This is a genomic window from Chryseobacterium sp. NRRL B-14798, from assembly GCF_050470705.1.
GTDB lineage: Bacteria > Bacteroidota > Bacteroidia > Flavobacteriales > Weeksellaceae > Chryseobacterium > Chryseobacterium cupriresistens.
Genome location: NZ_JBFLUL010000005.1, coordinates 1,427,949 through 1,447,393 on the forward strand (window position 1 = coordinate 1,427,949; position 19,445 = coordinate 1,447,393).

Below are 19,445 nucleotides of genomic sequence, written 5' to 3' on the forward strand. Positions count from 1 at the left end.
TTATAGAACGACTGTTTATTTCAAATAAAGTTCTGAAAAAACCTAATCACTATGAATAAAAATATCTCGAATTCAGATAAGATTTCTGAGAATCATATTCCCGGAATCAACCGTGTGGTGAAACTGGATATTGTGATTGAAGGCAAAATTATCAAACACTTCAAACATTTCCATCTGCAGCAAAGTGCCAGAAGACACCACAATTTTGAGCTGATCTTAGCTCATGATTCTCTCGGGGAAGCTCAAAACCATACCCTGGAACAGGCACGCCAGTTTTTGGGAAAACGAATCACCATTGTTTTCAAATACAAAGATTACGAAAGTGAAAGCCCGGAAAGAACTTTTGTAGGAGTTATCACCAAAGCTGCATTCAGCCAGGAAAAAATGAGCCTTGGAAATATTGTGCTGAGAGGCCAGAGTCCTACCATATTGATGGATGCAGCTCCCCATACTCAAAGTTTTGGAGGTGATCAGGCTGTGAATACAGGAATTATTGCCAACAAAATACTTAAAGAAGCCCTGGGATCAGAGAAATTTGATTTCAGAGTAGATACACAGAATAAAAGCTATATCAATTATAGCTCACAATATAATGAAACCCATTATAACTATCTTGCAAGAACAGCCGAAGCCTACGGAGAGCAGTTCTACTACGATGGCGAGGTGCTTCATTTCGGCAAACTTCCCCCTTCAGAAAAACCGATCCGGCTTGTATACGGAAGCAACGCAACAGATGTGCAGGTAGAACTCAATGCAGTTCATACCAATCCTGAATTTTTCGGTTATAACAGCAGCAGCCATACCAAAATGGAAGGCTCTGAAAATAATATCAGACATTTGGGCGAAATACCCTCCAAAGCATATGAACTGAACAATAATATCTTTAAAACCCGTTCACTTTCTCCGGCTCCCATTAATGCCAATATGTTTGTGGATGTAAGCGATTCTCAGAAAAGTGCTGCAGGCAGTGCTGCTGTAGAAGTATTTACGGTTTCAGGAAATACAACTGTTCCGTTTTTATATCCGGGATGCCTTGCAGATATGGAAATGCGGAAACCGGATACCAGCCAGACTTCCTATTTTACAAAACTTACAATTACCGAAGTCTCACACGAAGTCAATGCCAGAGGATATTATACAGGAAGTTTTGAAGCTATTGCTGAAGGCACTGGCTTTATGCCAAAACCGGATTTTAAACAGCCTAAAGCCGAGCCGCAGGTGGCTACCGTTATTTCCAATACAGATCCGCTTAATCAGGGAAGAATACAGGTGAGATTCGACTGGCAGCAACATCCTGATACCACTCATTTTATCAGAATGATGAGCCCCGATGCAGGAGGAACAGATATGGTCACTCAAAACAGAGGTTTTGTTGCTGTGCCGGAAGTAGGAGATCAGGTAATGGTAGGTTTTGAATACCATCATCCCGATTTTCCGTTTGCGATGGGAGGAATGTTCCACGGACAGGTTGCATTGGGAGGAAGCATCAATAATCATCTTAAATCGATTCAGACCAGAAGTGGTAATAAAGTGATCTTTAACGATCAGGAAGGAAGCATCTTTATTGAAGATCCAAGTGGTAATACTTATCTCATGGATGGAAAAGGAAATATTGTGGTGAATGCTCCAAAAAATATCACCTTCACAGCCGGGGAAAATGTGCAGATCAATGCAGGTAAAAATATCATTGCTTCTGCTCAGAGGAATGTCAATATTATGGCTGGGGAAGATATCACGGAAACGGCTAATGATGATTATAATCTGACAGCAAGCAATATTATTGAAACCGCAGAAGCTGGCAGAAAATCTACAGCCAAAAATATTACAGAAAATATGGAATCCGGCTCTTACATCAGTACAAAAGATGCCATTAATGTTGAAAGTGCCAGGGAAGTGCTTATCAATAGCGGTAAACAGGTAAAAATGCAGTAATATGGCAGGCGAAGGCGGAAATATTATAAGAAATGTCTTTGGGAAATCCTATAAGGAAGCAGAACATATCATGAAAGATGCTTCCAAGGGAACTCTGGATTTTAAATCTCCTCAGGAGAACACCTTTTATGGGAAAAAAGGTGGGAAAAAATTTGATGAATACCAGGGGAAAGGCGAAATTCAGTCATTACTTGTGAAGGCAGTGAAATGTTATGAAGATATAGAATGTACAAAAGAAGTTAAGATTATAAAAAAGGGAGTTAAGTATTATTTTAAAGCAACACAGTATAGCAGAACTCCTTCGAAATCAGAATTAAAAGCTCTTAAGTGGGCGATACAGTATGATGATACAAATATAGCCAATGCCCCACAGGTAACAGGCGAAGAAAAGATTTCTTATGTAGTACCGAAGGATAGGAATATCGCTAAGCTGAGAGTATATGCCTTTTTTAAAGAATATAGCCCGAATGTAAAAGCAGAAGTATATTTAATAAAAGAAGAGATAGTAATAATTATAGGTACTGAGCAGCACTCAACAAATATTGCAAATAAACTGATGTTTCCAGGAGAGGCAGTCAGAAAAGTCCGTACCAAATATCCTAATTACCCCTTTGTAAAAGTAGCCCTGTTTACCGATGGATATTCTGAAAATCAGTTATCAACAATAACCAATGATTTAATTAAGCATAATAATGGCTTAACAGTAATAAGAGTTACTACGATAGATGATGTTATTAATATTATTAATTCTGGGAACAGGGATAGTGCAGCTTTTGATAATAAAAGAAGAGTAAAGGAAATTTTTGCATACTCTCATGGTTATGTAAGAAACGCAACCAATGAGGGAGTAATAGCATTTGGGTATGAGGGTAAAAATGCGGATAAACAAGAACTTGATGCCAAAAGCTTTTCAAAAGTTAATCCGGCTGTGTTTTTAGATGGAAATACATCTGTATTTTATTCTTATGCATGCAGAACCGGTATCGGAACAAGTTCGGAGACAACTACAAATGCTTTTAAAGATAAAAGCTTGGCACAAAAAATGGCTAACCATGGGAAAATAACAGTCTATGGCTATATGAGGAGATCACTGTATGAAGATGCATGGGGAACACAGAATCATAGGGATACTTATGCTTCTGATCATGATGAGGGTGGTTCAACTTGGGAAAACTTTAAAACAGATTTAAAAGATACGTATCAGTCGGATCCAAAAGATATGGATACTTATAATAAATACAGAAAAAAAGAAATAAAATTAGATAAAGCAATCTGGAATCCGGATGGGGCATATTTGGATGTAAAAGCAGGTACCTGGCCCGTTGGTGTACCAGCAACTTATGAAAAATTTTTACCAAAATAATTATGAAAATAAAAACTCTTCTCACATTAATTTTTACAGCCCTAATCTTAATAAGCTGTAATAAAAATAAAGATTTGGGCGGATATAGGGAAAATTATAGTTTAGAAAGCGGCTCTGTCATTATTGATACAACCGCATTTAAAAATTTTGTAGGAGAGATTCCCCAATCATTTAATAAAAATGTACATCAGCTTAGCAAAAAAATAACCTTTAAAATAAACCATTCAGACGGTATTGATCTGAAAGGAAACAGGATATTAATTACTCTGGAAAATGAAAATATTTATTTTGGAGAGTATCATCAGGATATAGCGGTCAATGTTGGCTATGATCAGCCTTATTATGCAAGTTTAAGGTTTTATATCATAAATGATAAAAATAAAACTATTAACAAGTTTACTTCAGATCTTCACTATCCGATTTTTAAAAAACAATATAATGAAGCAGATGTTAAGCTTTTGTCTGACTCAAAAAGGATATACACTGATTTACAAACATCATATGAAATTACTAATATCCCGGATGAAATAGCTGAGAAGAAATAAAGCACTGAATCATAAGTAATACAATTAATAAAATTTTTATTCCGGAAATATGAAGAAAAGAATAATAACTGCAGGAGGATTTATAGGAATATTATTCTCAATATGGGATTCAGTAAGTGATAGAGTGGATTCTGCTTTATCAAAGGATCATTTAACTGGATTTATTTTCCATTCGGTTTTTAGTATGAAAACATTGAGATATCTGTTGATTGGTGGGATCTCAGGATGGATAATAAGTTTAATGATTCATAAAATAAATGAGCTGTATCGTGAATGGAATGACTTTTAAACAGCCGGTAATAACAAAACAGTATGGTAGAAACAAGAGTAAAACCTTTTCAGAAATATACTTCAGAAACCCACCAATATCAGGTGGAAAATGCTCTTGAGATACAGTTTGGAGAAGCAAAAGGATTCTATTCATCTTTTAAAATTACCCTTCAGGAAAAGGTAAATGAGCATCATACAAAAAACTGGAAGATAGAGAAAATGGAAGATTCTCCTTTCCCATCAGAAAATAAATTTATGGAAATCCTACATGTGCTGGAGCAGAGTTCCTATCCTGTGGAAATAAAAGTGGATGAAAAGGGTAGTTTTCTTGGCGCTGCAGATCATCAGAAAAATATTGAAGACTGGAAATTCAAAACAGCCGGACTTCAGGAAAAATACCAGAATGCAGATGTTTTCAGAAACCAATATCTGACCACATTTGAAGATGAAGCGGTCTTTTATAAAAATAAACTGAAAGAGCCCTTTTGGAACCTGTTGCTGTTCGCTCCTTATTATGTTGATAATGGAGAAAGAAATGATGAATCCATTGTTTGGAATATCAAAGGAATCGGGGATGTAGAATGTACTGGAATTATCATTGCCAAACAGAGAGAATATGGATTTGAAGCCTTTTTTACCTCTGAAATCAAAGTTCCGGTTCATATAAAAGAAGAATTGGACAAAAAATACCTGTATCAGACGGGATCGTATCAGGTAAAATTAAATATACAAATGGAATATAATTCCCGAAAAAAACAGTATTCCAAAAAGAGCGCTGACTTTATATTGTCAGATGGAGAAAAAACAGTATACCGGGAAACGATCACAATGACTTAATCTTTATGAACAAATGACATGGCGGATAAAGGATACATCATTATAGAAGGAGCCACTGCGTACTGCAGCAGCTCTGTAACCAACAACTCCAATGGTACGGCCGTTCCGATGGAAGTGAAAAGCCAGAAAAAAAAACTGGGCAAAAACAAATATTTTGCACAAAATAAACCTGTAGCGACTTATCTTGATGATAAAGCAGATAGTTTCGGAGGCGGAAACGGATTCGGGAACTGCAAAGGTTCAGACGGGAAAACCTATCCTTGTAAAGGCAAATGCAATATCAAATATAAAGACTACTACGAAAACGTAGAATTCAATAAGAGTATGAAAATCCTGTTGGATGCTTCTACAGGGAACTGTCCGGGATATGGTGTTCCCGGAACAATTGCTTTTGCAACCACCGGGCAGGCCAATAATGTTTCACAGATAGATGTCAAAGAAGCTGATGAGTTTTCAGTAGCCAATACTTCGCCACAATGGCCGTCATCCTCTGCTTCTCAGGCAAGCATAGCAGTGTCATCCATTTCAATGGTAAGACCGATACCGAGTGATAAATTAAGTGGTACTTATTACTATATCAAAGGAATGAATGGCCCGCTTCTTCCTATTATGAACCCTTTTGGTGGTGATAACCTGGACTTAAAAGCCCAGTTCAAAGGTGATGAGAAAAAAATCATCTGGGCGTTGTTCAAAGGGGAAGGAACAAAAGATAAAATAAAAACATTTATTGGATTGGGAAGCAGTTTCAGCCAATCCATGAGTAAAATATTCGATGGACTTACAGAAGGAAAGTACCGGCTGGAAGCTTATGGTAAAAAAGCAGGCGATGCCAAATGCTCTCTCAATGTGGAAGTTATACAGGATTTTGTTAAGAAAATTGTTAGTCCAGGTTCTTCAACGTTGATTAATATTCCTTTACCTCTATCCATTGAACGTAAACTCAACAGTACAACAGATCAGGCAAAAATACTGAACAGAGGATTCTTTATGCCTGTAAATACCGTTCACTGGACTGTAAAGCAGGGAACAGCTGTTCTGTATAACAGTTCTTCCGGAGCTTCTTCATCACACCTTGTTTCTGTAACGGGTGCTGGCGATCGTGTCATTCTTACCTTTAAAAATGCCGGTAAATATACGGTAGAAGCATTTACAGATCCCACAGATCCCAAACCGCAATCTGTGGAGATTAAGATTGAAAACAGTCTGGGTGTCATGGGAGTAAAAGGAGAACCGGGTCTGGTGAGATTCAGTGATACCATTAAAGTGCAGGCTTCGAAGTTTAATGTCAATTATATGCCTTCGGGCACTTCCGTATATTGGTATCTTAAAAAGGAAGGTATAGGAAGAGTAGCTTTATTTGAAAACTCTCCTTCCTTCAGAACAGGTACAATCAATAAAAAGGTAGCTGAACTTCTGTATAATGATGCAAAACTGGGCAGCAATCAATATTTCGGGAAATATATACTCGAAGCTTATGCTAATCCTTTGGGAGCGGGAAAGCAGCCTGGTTTTTCCGGATCAGACTGTTTTAATTTTGAGGTGATTCAAAATGTCATAGATAAATTTACCCTTCCGGCAGCTAATATTCCGAAAGGAACAAAAATAAAATATACGGCAACGGCAAGAATTGCTGCGCTGGCTGGCAATGAAGCCATAAAAATAGAAGTTCCTGATACAGTGACCAATAACGGAGACGGGACCATTACATTCAATGATCTCGGCGAATACACTATTTCTGCCTATTTAACAGGAGATTATACCGATGGAAAGAAAATAGAAGCGAAAGTAAAAGTTTCTGAACCTGCTGTAAAAAGGGCGCTGTGGGCTTATGGAACCGGTGTGAAACGTACCGAAACAGGATTCGGAGAGGAAACCTATGGATTTATTGAAATTGACGGACTGCAGAATCAGACGTTAAAAGTAAAAATCTGGGTAAAAGGCGAAGGTGATGATTTCTATAAAGAGAAAGATAAATACATGCTGGAAGAGAAAACAGTTACTCTTAATAACGAAGGCAAAGCTTCATTCCTTATCATCACGAATGATGATTACAAGAAAAAATTGCTGGCTGCTATCCCTAAAACGACAGAAAATCCGAACCCGTCTTACCGTCTGGTATTCACGGTAGAGCTTCAGGCAGCTTCATCTGCGGATATTGTACTTCCGGGAAATATTACCATTCAGGGAACGAAACCTGTGGTGGTAGACAGCACCACAACTTATCTTGAAGTTTTGGATTCCAATGAAGAACTGACCATCACTTCCGAACAGAAAATTGTATCGATTATGTTCTCTACCGAAGATGGTAAAGATATTCAGCGGATGCAGACTTTCTATGGCAAAACCCATAAGCTTTGGGTTCATACCGTTAATATGACGGAAGAAACTCTGAAGATTGATGTGCTGAAGGAGATTCCCAAAGAAGGATTAAACGAAAAAGATCATATCACCTATACCCACGAAAGCAAACAAAGTTATAACGAGGAAAAAACAGGAAAAGACGGCCTGCTGGAAGTGGCCTTCACCGCAAAAGAAGAATGGAAAAATCCACCGAAAAACTTTGACTATTACATCGCGCAGGTTTCCCGCCAGGTACAGGATCCCGCAGATCCCAAAAAGAAAGTCTGGAAAATAGAAAAAAGCCAGTTTACGATCAACAGTACACTTCCGGCCGATCTGGTTAGAACAGAGGATATGGAAAAACTGGGGATTAAAGCGTATAAAAAAGACGGAACCCCCTTTACAAAAGAAGAAATGCTGGAACTAAGAAAGCAGTTTATCTTCTACGAAAGTGGCTGTCTTAAAGTATCTCAGAAAGAGACCCCCGAAGCTATTGATAATGATGTGATGCCTGTGGTGGTGGAAATGGCGGAGGTACAAAAAGAGGGTGAAAATGGTTGCCCAAGATGTAAAGCTGAAATTACAGTTGATATCCTCAAAAGAGTGTATAAAAATGCTAAGAATGAAGATTTGCAAGAATTAGCATTAACTTTAAACAAATACAGAAATATTTTCGAATTAAACACTTGTGCAAGAAAAGCTCATTTTTTTGCACAATCATTACAAGAAGCAGGAACCAGTTTGAAAGGAGGTCTCCATGGTGAGAGTTTGGATTATGCAGCGGAAGATCTACCAAAACATTTTAAAAATTTTAGAGCAAATCCTGAACTAGGTAAACAAAGTCCACCTAATGATCTAGCATATGAATATGGTAGAAGCTCAAAAAATGGATATAAATCTAATGAAAAGAAAATTGCAGAAATAGCATATGGAGGCAGGCTTGGAAATGAATCTGTTGATGATACCTGGAATTTTAGAGGCAGGGGATTGCTACAAATAACAGGAAAAGGTAATTACAAAGAAATTCAGAAAAAAATAGATGAAAAAGCTAGCGATTCTGGGGTTATGATTGCTGACGGGGTAGATAGAGATTATAGCCCTAAGGAAGCTGCAATAACTGGGATGGCAGATTGGTATAAGGACGCTATGTATTTTAAAGCGGATGATACAGGCAAATCACCGGATGATGTGGTAGTTGATTCTGTAGTTGACATATTGAATAAACTTACACCATCAAGATTACACAGAAAAATTTGGTATCGTGGAGGTAAGCTAGATAATTGGGAAGTTAAAGCTAGTGATTCTATGAAAGCAGTATTTAGAGTGGAAGAGTGTGGAAAAGGGGCAGGATTGAACTTGGTAGGAGATGCTCCATGGTTTCAAGTTGCATGGAAAGAGTATGAAAAATATAAAGGACTAAGAGAAATTGATAGTCCTTTAAAGGAAAAGATTACAGAATACTTTGATGTGTCTTCTGCTGCGGGGCTAGGTTATGATTATACAAATCCTTGGTGTGGAGCATTTCTAGCATGGTGTTTCGATCAAACTCAGGATTATAAAAGGATTAATACTGCCAAAAGTGCAGCAGCTTTTGGGTGGAAAGGAAGTACATGGGAAAATGGAGAAGATTGTGAAGCTTTTGTAGGAGCTTTAATAGTTTTTGATTTCTCACACGTGGCATTGATAGCCGGTGAAAATTTAGATGGTACAAGATATGTATATTTGGGAGGAAATCAGGGGAATGGCGAAAAAACGGCAGGGCATCAAAAAATAATTTTGGGCTCTGTTGATAAAAAGAGTAAATCAATTATTGCGATTACTAAGCCTAAAAAATATACAATATCTGACAAAGACAAACAACTTCCAAAGTATGATGTAAATGCTGAAAACTCTAAAGAAAGTTCCAGATAATAAAATATAATTTCTATGAATATAAAAAGTAAAATTAGACTAACAATATATTCCTTATTAATAATGAGCAGTTTAAGCTGCCAGGAAAAAAAGTCCAGTTCAGAAAATAATCAAAAAGCAATAATAAGTATGAATGATGATACTATAATACCAAAAGTTCTCAAGAAGCAGTTGCAGGAGGGGGCAAGTCAATCAATTGATGAAGCAGGAGCTGAACTAGTTAAAATACCATTTGATATTGAAGAACTAGATGCATCAGCTGAAACTGTACAAAAAATATTATTTTCAAATGGATTTAAGGAAATATCTAATAACGAATTTATTGATAAGATTAAAACTGTTTTTGGAAGAATAATAGGTATTAATTCAAGTAATCCATTCTTATACGTAAACTATTTTGATAAATGTGACAGAAGTTTTGTAACTTATAGTAATAATAGTGTTGATTATGAAGGAGGATATATTGACAAAAAAAGAAAACTTTTCACCGACTTTTACTATTTACCTGAAATTATTGATTATCAAAAAGAATATCCCACATTAAGTGATATCGAATCTAGTAAAATTATTAGAAAATCAAGCTCACAAGTCGACGTTGAAATTCCACACTGGAAAGATGTGGTAAATCTAAAAGAGCAAAGAAAAGTAAATAATCAAAGAATTATTGCCAGAAATATGTACTTGTTCAATGATAACAAAACATATATCATTTGGTTAGTAACTCATGATAAAAACTTTATAAAATTATTGGTTAAAAATTTCGGTTATGATAAAGAACCTAAATTTAATGAAATGCTTATTAATGAATATATTCAATCTAAAGATCAATATAAAATAGGTGAACTTATATTTGCCAAAAATTGTAATAAAGAATTAGAAATACGGGATGGGATATTGCAGAGTTTGACTGATACTTATCAAAAGAGCTCTAATCCTAAAGATTTATATGGATTAATGGAGTTTGTTTCCAAATTATTACAAACAGATGAATACAATAATTATTCAGAGAATGAAAAAATTAAAATGGTAGCTTATCTTGCAAATACTTATGATTTCCTGTTCAAAAAAAATCATAGGAATCAGGATGGTTGGGATCTTAGATGGAATATTTTAGGAGCATATTTTGAAGATGATTCAAGAAGTGAGATTAAATGGCCTAAGTTGAAAGGAGAAATGCAGAAAAATAATTATTATAATCTTCCAAATTTAAAAGAAGTAATTAGTTATGCAGAAGGATTTGATAGTGTAGGCGCTCCGGATTAAATTCATAATTAAATATGCTTCTTTTAATTTTTAGACACAATTAGTGATGCAAACTTCAAATATTTTCACAATTATTCTACTACTCATTGCTTGTAATAGTATGGGACAAGATAACAGCATGAATACTATAAATAAGCAATATACAAACTCACAAAATTTAGTTGAAAACATTAAAAAACATATTAAACTACAAGAGAAAATTGAGTCTGATGAAGTGGAATATGATGATTCTTATAATTTGAATGTAGAAGATCTAAAATTAGCTTCTTCTATTATCTATGATGATCTGATCAGTAATGGTTATATTGAACCAAAAGCTGAATCCTTCAACAATAAGATTGAAACTATTTTTTCAATCAGTCATAGTTCTAATAAATGCGTGAGTATTGATCAAACGAATGGGTACATAACAGTATTTGGTAATCACCTTGATGGTAATCCTGGGACACTTGAACAAAGTAAGTATGAACTTTATTCAACTACTCAGAATACTTTTATCAATACTAATAATCAGTTTATTTTTCCAATACTTTTATTAAAGGAATTAATAAATATTAATGGTGATAATTCTTTTAAAATTAAAGTTCCACGATATATTATTGCACGTAATATGTACCTTTTTAATGATAGTAAGCCACAATTCAAATGGCTTATTTTAAATGATCAAAGTTTCATGGAAAGTTTAGTTAAAACTTTCGGATACACAAAAGATCCTGATTTATTAAAATGGGTTATTGAAAGAACGAAATTTGATGAAAAGGATCCCCGGAATTTTGGTAAGCTCTTTTGGGTTAAAGTGTGTAATGGAAAATTCAAACTGCATGCAGATACATTCAAGCTTCTTCAAAAACTCCATATACCAAATGACCCATCTGAAAATAGATTTATTATTGATAATATCAAAAGCTATTTAGAATTTTTAGGACGTGATAAATCCACTGACCTTACAAGAAACGAAAAATTAAAACTAATGGCAAACTTGGCATATTTTGCTGAACAATATAATTATGATAAAAAATTTAATGATGATAATAAGATGATGGCTAGACTTCGTTATTTTTTGAATGATGATGATTTTAAGGTTATAAAAGAAAATAATTTTTTCAGTCTTCCAAAATTTAAAGAATGGTGGGATAGTGCGGATTATGATGCTTATTATGTAGGTGAGTGCGAATATGAAGGAAGTTGCGGTTCGGGATACCAACCTATGGATTATGCAGAATGGAGAAAACAACATCCTAAGAAATAAATATTGAGAGCACAGTTTAAAAGCTGTGCTTTTATTAAAAACACAACGATGATAAAAAGAATTTTATTTTTCCTGGCGGTATTGTTGTTAAATAATTTTCACTCCCAAAATACAGCTGTAAATCCCGATATCTCATTTTTATCCGTTCTGAAATCACAATTGGCAGCTGGTGTAAGTGGAGAGAAAAGTGAGACGGATTATCCAACCTATAACTTTGCATTGAAAGATTTACAAGCTACAGAATCTGTTATAGCAAAAGAATTAGATGATAATGGATATAAAAAACCAAGTGCAGAAGAATTCATTACTAAAATTAATATGATCTTCAAAAGAGTAATTGATCCTAAATCAGAGTCAAAGTATTTACATATCAATTTTGAAGATAAATGTTCGAAGGACCTGAAATTGTATAAAAATTCAAACAGTATCGATGTAAATCCATATAGTACTTATATTTTTAAGAATGGATCTTTCATTTCAGATTTATACAGTATTCCTGAAATAATGGATTATACTAAAAATCCTGAATTATTTCAGTTTGAAAAAGATGCTGAGAATAATAATCATGCAGTAGAGGTGAAAATATATTACTGGAAAGATTTTACAGATTTAAAAGAGATTCGTGAAAGAAATATTAAAACAATTCTTGCCCGCAACCTCTATCTGTTCAATGATAATAAAGCTTGTTATAAATGGCTTACTCTTAATGATTCATATTTTATGGAGGCTTTAGTAAAAACTTTTGGCTACACTCAGGATATGGATTTATTGAAGTGGGTTATTGAAAGAACAAAGTTTGATAAAAAAGATCCGTCTGATTATGGGAATTTGTTTTGGGTAAAGCAATGTGATGAAACAGTAAAAATACATGCTAATACTTTTAAAATTTTACAAGAGATTTATACTCCGGATATAACAAACGATATGTCAAATGAAAATAGATTTTTACTTGATTATATCAAAGGATATATTGAATATTTTGCTGATTTTAATAACAAAGAAACGGGTGTTTCAAAGGAAGATAAAGTTAAAATACTAGCGAATATTGTTTATTTTGCTGAACAATATAAGTATGACAAAAGATTTGTTTCTGGATATGGAGATAACTCTAAGATGATGGGAAGGTTAAGATTCTTTTTAGATCAGGAAGAAGTAGATATTCTACAGAAAAATAATTATTTCAACCTTCCAAAATTTAAAGAATGGTGGGATAATGCAGACTATGATGAATATTTTGTCGAAGAATGTGAGTACAATAGTACTTGCGGCCCGGATAACCGACCTATGAATATTACAGAATGGCGAAAACAACATCCTAAAAAATAATATATCAAGCACAGTCAGAAATGGGTGTGCTTCTTTTTAATTGTGAAACACAAATTTATACGATGAAAATACTAAATGTTTTGATGGTATCTCTACTATTCGTTAGTGGTAATAATAACGGGCAAGAAAAAAAAGATATTCATTCTATTATTGGTACAAAATATAAGAGTGATAGTATCGTCGAAAATGTCTTAAAAAAAACTTAAACAGGGATCAACCTACACTATTGGTGCAGGACTACCAAAAATTCAATTTGAGACTAAAGAATTGGAAGCAACAGCCATAGTAGCTCATGAATTATTAAATTCAAATGGCTATAATACTCTTGGTACTGAAGATTTTAATAAAAAAATCAAAAATATTTTTGGAAGAATCATTGACTCAGATTCTCAATCACATTTTTTATACGTTAGCTTTTTGGATAAATGTGATAAAGAGTTTGTTATGTATCGTAATAATGGAGTTGATTACTAAACTGAAATTTTAATCATTTTGTGAACTTCCCGAACATTTTTGCTTTGAATGTACCTATGATTTCTACCGGAAACAGTTTGAGAATACAGTTGAACTCCATATAAATAGATATTGCCAATCTTCCGAACGCCACAAATAGACTTTATCTTTTTAACTTTAAAGTATTGATAATTAATTATATAATGATATGATGTATATATGAAGTATCTCTTTTATTTGTTTTTTTTATTGAAATTAGAAATACAAGTTCTATATATAATTTAATTTTATCACTTTCCAAAACCAAATTACTATGTTAAAAAGCACAATAGATTCTTCTACAGGATTTGAAAAAAGATTTGAAAAGATAGAAACGGTTATTTTCACGGATTCACTTTCAGCTTCAAAATCAGTAGCAAAAGAGGTTTCAGACCTTATCCGTGTAAAGCAGTCTCAAAAACAACCCTGCATTTTAGGTTTGGCTACCGGCTCCTCACCCAAGAGCTTATACGCTGAATTGGTACGCATGCACAGAGAAGAAGCATTGAGTTTCAAAAACGTAATTGCTTTCAACCTTGACGAATATTATCCTATGGAACCGGATTCCGTACATAGTTATGTTCGTTTTATGAAAGAACTGTTGTTTGATAAAGTAGATATTCTTCCTGAAAACTATCACATTCCTGACGGAACATTATCTAAAGAGGAAATAGCAGATTACTGTACAGAGTACGAACTTAAAATAGAAGCCTTAGGTGGGATAGATTTGCAGATTCTGGGTATTGGCGGTAATGGTCATATCGGGTTTAATGAATCGGGCTCCCTACAAAATTCCAAAACCCGTCTTGTAGCTTTAGATCATATCACAAGAGTAGCAGCAAGCAATGAGTTTTTGGGGCTGTCAAATACCCCCAGAACAGCTATTACATTGGGAGTGAAGAAAATAATGGAGGCGAAAAGAGTAATACTATTAGCGTGGGGTGAATCTAAATCAAATATCATCAAAGAGTCTGTAGAAGGTCCTGTTACCAACCTGGTGCCGGCTTCTTATTTGCAGGAACATAAAAACGCAACTTTTGTATTGGATCAGGCAGCAGCTCATAAACTTACCCGAATTAATACGCCATGGCTGGTAGAAAAAATAGAATGGACTGATGCATTAACCCGAAAAGCAGTTTTGGGATTAGCCCAAAAAATAGAGAAACCTATATTAAAGCTTACCGATTCTGACTATATAGAAAACGGAATGAGCGATTTGTTAGCAGACAAAGGTCCTGCTTATAATATCAATATCGAGATTTTCAATAAATTACAACACACCATAACGGGTTGGCCGGGAGGTAAGCCGGGAGCAGATGACAGTAACAGGCCAGAAAGGAAAGCCCCCGCCAAGAAAAGAATCCTGATATTCAGTCCGCATCCGGATGACGATATTATCAGTATGGGCGGAACTTTCATACGGCTGCACCAACAGGGGCATGAAGTTCATGTAGCTTATCAAACTTCCGGTAACATAGCCGTAGCAGATTCTGAAGCATTGCGGTTTGCCAATTTTGTGTGTGATTACAATGAAATGTTTGGCATCGAAAATAATGCAGCGCAAAAGATTTTTGACAAAGCCATCAAATTTTTGCAAAATAAGAGAAACAGTGATATAGATATTCCTGAAGTAAGACATATAAAAGGCTTAATAAGAAAAGGGGAAGCAAGATCTACTTGTTATTACGTGGGAATACCAGACACCCATATTCATTTTTTGGAAATGCCATTCTATGAAACAGGCAGAATAGAAAAAAAACCATTGAGTACAGAGGATATAGAAATTGTAACAGATATTATAGATAGCGTAAAACCACATCAGATATATGCGGCAGGTGATTTAGCAGATCCTCATGGAACACATAAAGTGTGTCTGGATGCTGTTTTTGAATCTGTTAAAAATTTAAAATCCAAGGAATACATGAAAGATTGTTGGTTATGGCTATACAGAGGAGCATGGAAAGAATGGTCTATAGAAGAAATAGAAATGGCAGTACCATTAAGTCCGGATCAAATTTTGGAAAAACGCTATGGGATTTTCAAACATCAATCTCAAAAAGATGGAGTAGTATTTCAAGGGACAGATACGAGAGAATTCTGGCAGAGAGCAGAAGAAAGAAACAGAGAAACGGCAGAGACCTACCATAAAATGGGACTTGCTACCTATGCTGCCATGGAAGCTTTTGTAAGATGGAAGTTCTAAAAACAGTTCATGTCCTTTAAAAGAAAGAATTTTATCACAAAAATGCAGGTATTGAAATCGAATTTTGATAAATACTTTGGAAGCTACAGATGGAAATTCCCATATTTTGTGTGGGAATTTCTCTACCTACAGCTGTTGGCAGAATATATCGGACAGATTAACTAAACTTTTTGTATAGCCCTAATAATTGTGCTTGATCATTACTCCATAAAAACAAAAAAACCTCTGACTAATCAGAGGTTTTAAAGTGGTTTCTCCAGGAATCGAACCAGGGACACATGGATTTTCAATCCATTGCTCTACCAACTGAGCTAAGAAACCATTATATTTTTGTTTGACTTACTTCGTTGTTTTAAAGTGATGCAAAAGTAGTAAGTTTTAGTATACAAAGCAAGTATTCATCGTACTTTTTTTAAATAAAGTTAAAAACTTACTGATTATCAGTCGGATTATTTTCCTGCTCTTTTCTGATCTGTTCACTCATCTCTTCCAATACCGGTTTAATCGTGTTTTCCGGAAGATCACTGATTCGGATATACATCAATCCATCGATCGCATCGTTGAAGTTTGGATCTACGTTGAAAGCAATTACTTTAGCATTTTGTTTAATGTATTTTTTGATCAGAACAGGAAGTCTCAATTCAGGTTCAAGATCATCAATAATCTTGTCCAGCTTATTCAAATCAGACTCCATTTCCTCAAAGAAAATGTTTTTATCTCTGTCACGAAGCTTTACTTTATATTCATTCCTTGGAGTGATATACTGAGCTACTGCAGAATCAAAATAATTGGAACGCATAAACTCAATCATCAGCGATTTTGAGAACTCAGAGAACTTGTTCGAAATACTCACGCCACCCATAAGGAATTTATGATCAGGATTTCTCAGACATACATGCACAATCCCTCTCCATAAAAGGAAGAGTGGAAGAGGTTTCTGCTGATATTCCTGGCAGATGTAAGCACGACCCATTTCAATCACTTTTTTGAAGAAAGGATGAATGTCCTGTTCAAACTCAAATAAAGAGCTTGTATAGAAGCCTTTGATGCCGTATTTCTTCATTACCTCTCTACCCAATGCCATTCTGTAAGCACCAGCCAGTTTTTTCTCACCGTTATCCCATAGGAAAAGATGGTGGTAATGTTTGTCATACTCATCAAGGTCAAATGGAAGATTACTTCCCTCACCTACTGCACGGAAAGTAAGCTCTCTCTGACGTCCGATTTCCCTCATAATAGAAGGGATTTCTTCGTAAGTCGTAAAGTAGATCTCATAATTTCCGTTACTGAAAAGCATTTTATCAGTTCCTCTCAGTTTATCAACATCTTTGATAATGTCTTCCAGAGGTGTTTCATCAATGATATTCTGAACAATATTTTCCTCCTTGAGTAAAGGAAATTTGACAGATAAATTCTGAAGGTTAATGCTTTGAGCAAGGGATTTTCTTTTTTCATAGTAAGATTTCATCATATACACCTTACGTTTCAGAAACTCTCCCAATTCCTCAATCGTTTCCATGTCGTCCATTGCCTTTACGGTAATAGGACGTCCGATTCTGATTCTGATAGGTTTTTCCCTGTCATTCATCATTTCTGCAGGAAGCATAAGAGTTTGTAAATTCGGGTGAAGCTTGGCTACCTGATAAAAAAGTCTGCTGTTCTTGGCATGGAAATACATAGGAACTACCGGCACTTTAGCCATTCTGATAAGCTTAAGTGCCGTCTTTTCCCAATCTTTATCTAAAATCTCTCCGTAAGGATTGTTTTTGTTGGAAACTTCTCCTGCCGGAAAAATACCTACACAGCCTCCGTTTTGTAAATGCTTGAGGGTTTCACGCATTCCCGAAGAGCTGCTGTAAGCTTCTTTTCTGTTTTCAAAAGGATTTACAGCGATTACATACGGCTCCATAGGTTTGATCTTTTCCAAAAGGAAATTCCCCATTACCTTGAAATCCGGACGAACCTCTGTCAGGATCTTGCACATCAGAATACCGTCAATAGCACCCAGCGGGTGATTGGAAACGAGAATAAACGGTCCCGTTTTCGGAATCTTTGCCAGATCCTCTTCAAAAGCTACATAGCTTAGGTTTCTTTCTCTCACAAATGAGTCGAAAAAGTCTTTGCCTTCCTTGTCTTTTAATTTATCGTATAATTTATTTACTTCGTTTATTTTAGCAATGCTCATCACAGCAGATGCTACCGGGTTCTTGAGAAACCCAATTTTATTTAAGCCGGAAGCTTTGATCAGATCGTTTTTCGAAATTAAACTCATGTGTGTTTAGTCGCAATTAATATTATTGTGTTACCATTTGAAGAGTATTCTTGGAGATTTGTTCCAATAATACATTTTTTTCATGGTAAAATTTATCAATGTGATCCTTCTTCGCATTTCTTACTGTGAATAAAGATACATTTTTAATTGCTTCGGTTTTAAAAATTTTTTGAAGCTCTTCATTGAGCTCATCAATATGATTAAATTTATCCTCAAGGCACAGTGCCAGAGAGATAGCAGAATTCTGCATAAGGGAAACTTTAATTTTGTATTTGGATAAATATCCAAAAATAAGGCTCATGTGATCTTCTGCAATGAAAGAGAAATCTCTTGTAGAGATTTTCAAAAGATCCTGATTTTCTTTCAGAATATAAGATTCTTCCTGTTGATTTTTATCAGAAGCACCCACTTTTGTTCCTTCTTTGGTAGGCTCTACAAAAGATTTTACATAAAAAGGAATGTTTTTTTGCTGTAACGGCTGTAATGTTTTAGGGTGAATTACACTGGCACCATAATAAGCCATTTCTATAGCTTCCTCATAAGAAATATTGGAAAGAAGGGTTACATCACTGAACTTTCTCGGATCTCCGGTCATTACTCCCGGAACATCTTTCCATATCGTCATTGCTTCAGCATTTAAGCAGTAAGCAAAAATGGCGGCGGAGTAGTCGGAGCCCTCTCTTCCTAATGTTACCGTAAAATTGTTGTCGTCAGAACCGATGAATCCCTGAGTTACATAGCAGATTTCAGGATTAAGATGGGAAATAAATTCTTCCGTTCTTGTCCAGTCTACCGTACCTTCCCGGTATGAATTATCCGTTTTTATATAATCCCTGGCATCCAGCCACTGATTTGTAAATTGGATCTCATTCAGGTATTCACTCACGATTTTAGTAGAGATCATTTCTCCACAGCTTACCACCTGATCGTATACGAAGTTGTAGTTGGGAGATTTATTTCTTCGTAAAAATGAATCAATATCATCAAAGAAAAGATTGATTTCCGCAAAAACCGCATGATTTTCAGGGAAAAGTCCTTCCGCAATCTCAATGTGCTTTCGTTTTATCTTTTCAATCTCAGTTTGATAATTATCTTTTTTGAAATAAAGTTCTACAACTTTTTCCAACTCATTTGTCGTTTTACCCATTGCTGAAATCACCAGCAAGCATTTGGCAAATCCCTGGCTTTTTAGAACCATGGACACGTTTTTTACACTGTCAGCATCTTTTACCGATGCTCCACCAAACTTGAAAATTTTCATTAAATTGTTAAAAATAAAATTGTTAGATAAAAAATTACATGAGTTTTTTACGGACGTCAAAATTATAAATTTACAACGAGATATGAAATAGCCTTATGCGGAGATAGAATTAAGATTTCCTTAAAATCAACAATTCATGAAATAATCTCAAATTTTTATAAGCATGAAACAGCAAATTCGG

Annotated in this window: 14 protein-coding genes and 1 tRNA gene; 12 read left to right on the plus strand and 3 right to left on the minus strand. The window is 35.1% G+C overall.

The genetic code is table 11. From position 1 onward, the window contains the following. Positions 1–51: 51 nt before the first annotated feature. The 12 genes from AB1278_RS06845 (at position 52) to AB1278_RS06900 (ending at position 15,896) form a co-directional block, all read left to right on the plus strand. A complete protein-coding gene (locus AB1278_RS06845; protein ID WP_202838913.1) occupies positions 52–1,932 on the plus strand; it encodes a type VI secretion system Vgr family protein in 1,881 nt (626 codons plus the stop codon). Position 1,933: 1 nt separating this feature from the next. After that, positions 1,934–3,295, plus strand: coding sequence for a hypothetical protein (locus AB1278_RS06850; protein WP_202838914.1), 1,362 nt, complete (start codon positions 1,934–1,936; stop codon positions 3,293–3,295). Positions 3,296–3,297: 2 nt separating this feature from the next. Continuing rightward, positions 3,298–3,840 carry a hypothetical protein gene (locus tag AB1278_RS06855; RefSeq protein ID WP_202838915.1) on the plus strand — a complete coding sequence of 181 codons (543 nt, stop codon included), beginning with the start codon at positions 3,298–3,300 and terminating at the stop codon, positions 3,838–3,840. Positions 3,841–3,889: 49 nt separating this feature from the next. Continuing rightward, complete coding sequence (locus tag AB1278_RS06860; protein WP_202838916.1) at positions 3,890–4,129, plus strand: hypothetical protein; 240 nt, start codon at positions 3,890–3,892, stop codon at positions 4,127–4,129. Positions 4,130–4,152: 23 nt separating this feature from the next. Then, on the plus strand, positions 4,153–4,947 hold the full coding sequence (locus AB1278_RS06865; protein ID WP_429813223.1) for a hypothetical protein: 795 nt from the start codon (positions 4,153–4,155) through the stop codon (positions 4,945–4,947). 18 nt (positions 4,948–4,965) lie between these two features. Beyond that, positions 4,966–9,198, plus strand: a complete 4,233-nt coding sequence (locus AB1278_RS06870) for a hypothetical protein (protein ID WP_411413918.1) — start codon at positions 4,966–4,968, stop codon at positions 9,196–9,198. A gap of 15 nt (positions 9,199–9,213) precedes the next feature. Next, complete coding sequence (locus AB1278_RS06875) at positions 9,214–10,461, plus strand: hypothetical protein (RefSeq protein WP_411413919.1); 1,248 nt, start codon at positions 9,214–9,216, stop codon at positions 10,459–10,461. A 46-nt stretch (positions 10,462–10,507) separates the two neighbouring features. Further along, positions 10,508–11,710, plus strand: coding sequence for a hypothetical protein (locus AB1278_RS06880; RefSeq protein ID WP_429813227.1), 1,203 nt, complete (start codon positions 10,508–10,510; stop codon positions 11,708–11,710). Between the two features lie 48 nt (positions 11,711–11,758). Further along, positions 11,759–13,036: a hypothetical protein gene (locus tag AB1278_RS06885; RefSeq protein ID WP_238349594.1), complete on the plus strand. Its 1,278-nt coding sequence runs from the start codon at positions 11,759–11,761 to the stop codon at positions 13,034–13,036. Positions 13,037–13,303: 267 nt separating this feature from the next. Beyond that, the gene (locus AB1278_RS06890) at positions 13,304–13,510 is read left to right on the plus strand and encodes a hypothetical protein (RefSeq protein ID WP_202838919.1); all 207 of its coding nucleotides are present in this window, start codon (positions 13,304–13,306) and stop codon (positions 13,508–13,510) included. Between the two features lie 292 nt (positions 13,511–13,802). After that, positions 13,803–15,731: a glucosamine-6-phosphate deaminase gene (gene nagB, locus AB1278_RS06895; protein WP_202838920.1), complete on the plus strand. Its 1,929-nt coding sequence runs from the start codon at positions 13,803–13,805 to the stop codon at positions 15,729–15,731. 9 nt (positions 15,732–15,740) lie between these two features. Further along, positions 15,741–15,896 carry a hypothetical protein gene (locus AB1278_RS06900; protein ID WP_202838921.1) on the plus strand — a complete coding sequence of 52 codons (156 nt, stop codon included), beginning with the start codon at positions 15,741–15,743 and terminating at the stop codon, positions 15,894–15,896. 83 nt (positions 15,897–15,979) lie between these two features. On the opposite strand, the gene AB1278_RS06905 is transcribed toward AB1278_RS06900, so the two are convergent. From AB1278_RS06905 to AB1278_RS06915, 3 genes are all read right to left on the minus strand, one after another. Continuing rightward, positions 15,980–16,052, minus strand: a tRNA-Phe gene (locus AB1278_RS06905). Between the two features lie 109 nt (positions 16,053–16,161). Beyond that, the gene (locus AB1278_RS06910; protein ID WP_202838922.1) at positions 16,162–18,003 is read right to left on the minus strand and encodes a lysophospholipid acyltransferase family protein; all 1,842 of its coding nucleotides are present in this window, start codon (positions 18,001–18,003) and stop codon (positions 16,162–16,164) included. 22 nt (positions 18,004–18,025) lie between these two features. Beyond that, the gene (locus AB1278_RS06915) at positions 18,026–19,264 is read right to left on the minus strand and encodes an aspartate kinase (RefSeq protein WP_202838923.1); all 1,239 of its coding nucleotides are present in this window, start codon (positions 19,262–19,264) and stop codon (positions 18,026–18,028) included. Positions 19,265–19,445: the final 181 nt, after the last annotated feature.

Bases quoted from the DNA above. Each gene is read 5' to 3' on its own strand.
- AB1278_RS06845 (WP_202838913.1), top strand. From the start codon at position 52: ATGAATAAAAATATCTCGAATTCAGATAAGATTTCTGAGAATCATATT.
- AB1278_RS06850 (WP_202838914.1), top strand. From the start codon at position 1,934: ATGGCAGGCGAAGGCGGAAATATTATAAGAAATGTCTTTGGGAAATCC.
- AB1278_RS06855 (WP_202838915.1), top strand. From the start codon at position 3,298: ATGAAAATAAAAACTCTTCTCACATTAATTTTTACAGCCCTAATCTTA.
- AB1278_RS06860 (WP_202838916.1), top strand. From the start codon at position 3,890: ATGAAGAAAAGAATAATAACTGCAGGAGGATTTATAGGAATATTATTC.
- AB1278_RS06865 (WP_429813223.1), top strand. From the start codon at position 4,153: ATGGTAGAAACAAGAGTAAAACCTTTTCAGAAATATACTTCAGAAACC.
- AB1278_RS06870 (WP_411413918.1), top strand. From the start codon at position 4,966: ATGGCGGATAAAGGATACATCATTATAGAAGGAGCCACTGCGTACTGC.
- AB1278_RS06875 (WP_411413919.1), top strand. From the start codon at position 9,214: ATGAATATAAAAAGTAAAATTAGACTAACAATATATTCCTTATTAATA.
- AB1278_RS06880 (WP_429813227.1), top strand. From the start codon at position 10,508: ATGCAAACTTCAAATATTTTCACAATTATTCTACTACTCATTGCTTGT.
- AB1278_RS06885 (WP_238349594.1), top strand. From the start codon at position 11,759: ATGATAAAAAGAATTTTATTTTTCCTGGCGGTATTGTTGTTAAATAAT.
- nagB (WP_202838920.1), top strand. From the start codon at position 13,803: ATGTTAAAAAGCACAATAGATTCTTCTACAGGATTTGAAAAAAGATTT.
- AB1278_RS06900 (WP_202838921.1), top strand. From the start codon at position 15,741: ATGTCCTTTAAAAGAAAGAATTTTATCACAAAAATGCAGGTATTGAAA.
- AB1278_RS06910 (WP_202838922.1), bottom strand. From the start codon at position 18,003: ATGAGTTTAATTTCGAAAAACGATCTGATCAAAGCTTCCGGCTTAAAT.
- AB1278_RS06915 (WP_202838923.1), bottom strand. From the start codon at position 19,264: ATGAAAATTTTCAAGTTTGGTGGAGCATCGGTAAAAGATGCTGACAGT.